This window comes from Micromonospora sp. CPCC 205739 (assembly GCF_036906795.1).
Taxonomy (GTDB): domain Bacteria; phylum Actinomycetota; class Actinomycetes; order Mycobacteriales; family Micromonosporaceae; genus Micromonospora.
Genome location: NZ_JBAKHS010000048.1, coordinates 1 through 4,028, shown reverse-complemented (window position 1 = coordinate 4,028; position 4,028 = coordinate 1). Strand labels below are relative to the sequence as shown.

3 protein-coding genes are annotated in these 4,028 nt (G+C 72.4%); 1 reads left to right on the top strand and 2 read right to left on the bottom strand.

Annotated features, from left to right (window positions below):
• Positions 1 to 140: 140 nt before the first annotated feature.
• Both V6U88_RS30075 and gdhA read right to left on the bottom strand, forming a co-directional pair.
• A complete protein-coding gene (locus tag V6U88_RS30075) occupies positions 141 to 1,511 on the bottom strand; it encodes an alpha/beta hydrolase family protein (protein WP_334458281.1) in 1,371 nt (456 codons plus the stop codon).
• A 164-nt stretch (positions 1,512 to 1,675) separates the two neighbouring features.
• On the bottom strand, positions 1,676 to 3,013 hold the full coding sequence (gene gdhA / locus V6U88_RS30070) for an NADP-specific glutamate dehydrogenase (protein ID WP_334458280.1): 1,338 nt from the start codon (positions 3,011 to 3,013) through the stop codon (positions 1,676 to 1,678).
• Between the two features lie 113 nt (positions 3,014 to 3,126).
• Here gdhA and V6U88_RS30065 point away from each other — a divergent pair, with 113 nt between their 5' ends.
• Entirely contained in the window at positions 3,127 to 3,435 is a 309-nt protein-coding gene (locus V6U88_RS30065) for a MazG-like family protein (RefSeq protein ID WP_334458278.1), read from the top strand.
• The last annotated feature ends 593 nt before the right edge of the window (positions 3,436 to 4,028 follow it).

The following is a 4,028-nucleotide window of genomic DNA, read 5'->3' as shown; positions in this document are numbered from 1 at the left end:
CAGGTCTCGGCCTACCCCTTCCACTACGCCCAGTGGGAGCAGCAGGCCGCCGACCTCGTCGCCAAGCACTGGAACAACTGACCGCACTGAACCACACGCTGGCCGGCACCCCCAAGCGGGGTGCCGGCCAGCGGCGCTGGTCAGGGGCACGCGGAGTAGAGCCGACGGGTGCCCACGCCGGCGGCGTACGCGGCCCGGTCACTGAACCGGCAGCCGAAGTCCGCCGCCGCGACCGCCTTCCGATCGGTGACCGCGTCACCGGCGGGGCGGGCGCCGGTGCGTACCCAGGAAACCAGGTCGTCCCAGGCGGTGCCGGCCTCGGCCGGGGTGAACTCGCAGTGCTGCGTGGCCCGGATCGCCCGCTGGACGACCAGCCGGCTGCGGCCGTGCCACGCCACGTCCCCGGCGTAGGCCTGCTCCATCGAGAACGGCACGAACAGGTCACCCAGGTCGTGCAGGCTGAGCACCGGGGCGGTGGGACGCCCGGCGATGCGCGGCACCTCGGTCAGCGTGGGGGAGATCCGCTGCCATACGTTCTCCGGCGCGACCCGCTGGACGGCGGCGTTGACGTCCACCGGGCCGTTCGGGCTGTAGCGGGTGAGCAGGTTGGTGGCGAGCTGCCCCGGCCGCTGCGCGGGGGAGTCGCCCCCGTTGGTGGCGCTGATCCCGAAGAGGAAGTCCTTCCAGACCGCGAAAGCCTGCTCCGCGCCGGGACGCGGGCCGCCGGAGCGGTTGATGACGATCTGCCGCAGTTGCTTGCCGCGCGCGTTGGTGGTGTCCGGCCCGGTGGGGGTGAGCCCGGCGAGGCCGAGCGCGACCTGGATCCGTGGCACCGCGTTGGTCAGGTAGTCCGGCGGCGTGGGATAGGCGCGGACCCCGGCGAGGGCCTGCGCGACCAGGTTGTAGTCGAGGAAGAAGTCGAGCAGCTGGTGGTCGCCCAGGACGCCGCACATCGGCAGCGCGCCGTCGTAGTAGCCGGGGTACTGCTCCAGGGAGCGGCCGATGATGTAGCCGCCCATCGACACCCCGGTCAGGTACGTCCGGTGTGGCCGCCGCACCGTGCCGGCGAACAGGTCGGCCAGCTCCCGGGTGCTGACCACGCCGGAGCGGATGTCGAAGCCGTTGGTGGTGTACGACGACGCCGCCCAGGCGTACCCCTGGTCCAGCAGGCGTTGCCGCAGGCCGTAACCGGGGGTCTCCGGAGAGAGCACGTTGGTCTGGCCCCGGTAGCCGTGCGCCCACATCACCAGCTCGCCGTTCCAGGCCGGCGGGATCTCGATGATGTAGCCGGCGTGCCGGTGCACGCCCTGCCGGACGGTCGACGGGGTGCCCCGCACGTCGAGCGGCGCGAGCGGCGGGTTGCTGATGGTGTAGCCGGGCAGTGGCTGGGACCCGTCGCCGTGGCGGTCGGCGGCGGCGGCGGGCGCCGCGCCGGCGAGCCCGACGGTCAGGGCGAGGGTGGCGCCGGCGGCGAGCAGGCGGCGTACGAGTCGGGTGGATGAGGACAGCATCGATGCTCCCCCGGGGACGGTGCCGCCCGTGCGGGGCGGCCAGGCGGGACGGTGCCTACCGACCGGTAGCGCCCTGAAGCTAGGCCCCGCCGTCGAACCCTGTCAATGCCCTCCTGACCGAACGGTCAGCCGATACCGACTGACCGCCCGGTCAACAGACCGACTCAGACCAGCCCGTGCGCGAGCATCGCCTCGGCGACCCGGCGGAAGCCGTTGATGTTGGCGCCGGCCACGTAGTCGCCCGGCAGGCCGTACTCCTCGGCGGTGGCCCAGCAGCGGGTGTGGATGTCCCGCATGGTCTCCCGCAACCGCTGCTCCGACTGGGCGAAGGTCCACGAGTCGCGGCTGGCGTTCTGCTGCATCTCCAGCGCACTTACCGCCACGCCGCCGGCGTTGGCCGCCTTGCCCGGGGCGAACCGCACCCCGGCCCGGCCGAGGATGCGCACCGCCTCCGGGGTGGTCGGCATGTTCGCCCCCTCGACCACCGCCACACAGCCGCCGGCCACCAGCGCGGCGGCCTCCGCGCCGCCGATCTCGTTCTGCGTCGCGCAGGGCAGCGCCAGGTCGCAGGGCACCTCCCAGACGGTACGGCCGGGGACCGCCACCGCGTGCGGGACGTGCCGCGCGTAGTCGTCCAGCCGGACCCGGCGCTCCTCCTTCAGCTCCCGCAGCAGCTCCAGGTCGATGCCCTTCTCGTCCAGCACGTAGCCGTCGGAGTCGGAGCAGGCCACCACGGTCCCGCCGAGCTGGTGCACCTTCTCGATCGCGTATGTCGCCACGTTGCCCGACCCGGAGACCACCACCCGTTTGCCGTCCAGGCTGTCCCCGGTCTGCGCGAGCATCTCCGCGGCGAAGAACACCGCGCCGTACCCGGTGGCCTCGGTGCGCACCTGCGCACCCCCGTACGACAGGCCCTTGCCGGTCAGCACCCCCGACTCGTACCGGTTGGTGATCCGCTTGTACTGCCCGAAGAGGTAGCCGATCTCCCGGCTGCCCACCCCGATGTCCCCGGCGGGCACGTCGGTCTGCTCGCCGATGTGCCGGTACAGCTCGGTCATGAAGCTCTGGCAGAAGCGCATCACCTCGCGGTCCGAGCGCCCCTTCGGGTCGAAGTCCGCGCCGCCCTTGCCGCCGCCGATCGGCAGGCCGGTCAGCGCGTTCTTGAAGATCTGCTCGAAGCCGAGGAACTTGACGATCCCCAGGTAGACCGAGGGGTGGAAACGCAGGCCACCCTTGAACGGGCCGAGCGCGCTGTTGAACTCCACCCGGAAGCCCCGGTTGACCCGGACCCGGCCGTGGTCGTCCTCCCACGGCACCCGGAAGATGACCTGCCGCTCCGGCTCGCAGATCCGCTCGATGATCCGCGCCCGCGCGTACTCGGGGTGACGGGCCAGGGCGGGGCCGATGCTCTCCAGCACCTCCCGGACCGCCTGGTGGAACTCCGGTTCCCCCGGGTTCCGGCTGACCACACTGGCGAACACCGACTCGACGGCCTCCGGCATCACCGCACGTCCCTTCCGGTCCAGCTGGCGGCCTCGTCGCCACCACCGGGCCGGCGTCATCCGCCGACCGCCCCCGGGTACGGATCGTCACCCCTGTCCGGTTCACTGATCCGGTGGACGAGTCGATCTGGGGCGCGGTGCGGGCCTCGCGAGGCTGGCTGGACGCGGCCAACGGCACCGGGCAGGCGGAGCTGACCTGCCGCATCCTGAAGCTCACCGAGGAGGCCGGTGAGGCGGCCGGTGCGTGGATCGGCGTGCTCGGCCAGAACCCGCGCAAGGGGGTCACGCACACCCGCGAGGACGTCGCCGCCGAACTCGCCGACGTGGTCTTCACCGCGCTGGTCGCCATCGAGAGCCTGGGGCTGGACGCCCGTTCGGTGGTCGCCGAGTGCGCCGCCAAGGTCCGCGCCCGCGCGTCCTGACGCCCGCCCCGCCAGGTCCGCGCCCCAAGGTCACCCCTGCCCGGGTACGCGGCGCGCGCCGGTCGTTCGGGCTGCTCCGACACCGCTTCGGCCCGGTTGGGCAGTGATGCCGACCTCGACCGGGCTGTCCCGATCGCGCGGCCTGTCCGAATTTCGTGTGTCTCTGCCGCTGACTGTGCGACCTGTCGAGCAAGTCCGGCGGGTTGGCTGTCCGGTTCCGCATGGCTGTGCCTGATTGACCCGTGACGGGCGGCACCCCGGCGGCGGAATGGCCGCCGGGCCGGGGCCGTTACACCCTCTGGACGATCGCAGCAGCACCCCGCTGGCCTGGCCCTCGACGTGGCCGACCCGGCCGGAATGATGGCGGGCGGCGGGTCGTTACATCACCTGGACGATCGCAGTAGCAACCCTGCTGGCCCGGCCCGCGGGGATGCGAGCCCCCGGAATGATGGCGGGCCGAAGGTCGTTACCGGCGCCGCGAGCCCTCCCGCTTGCGAAGCCTGCCGGACGAAGACTTTCCCCTCTGAACATCGAGCGCCTGATCGTGGTGCTTACGCCGCCGGCACGTTGTCGATCCCCCGGTCGACTCGGTG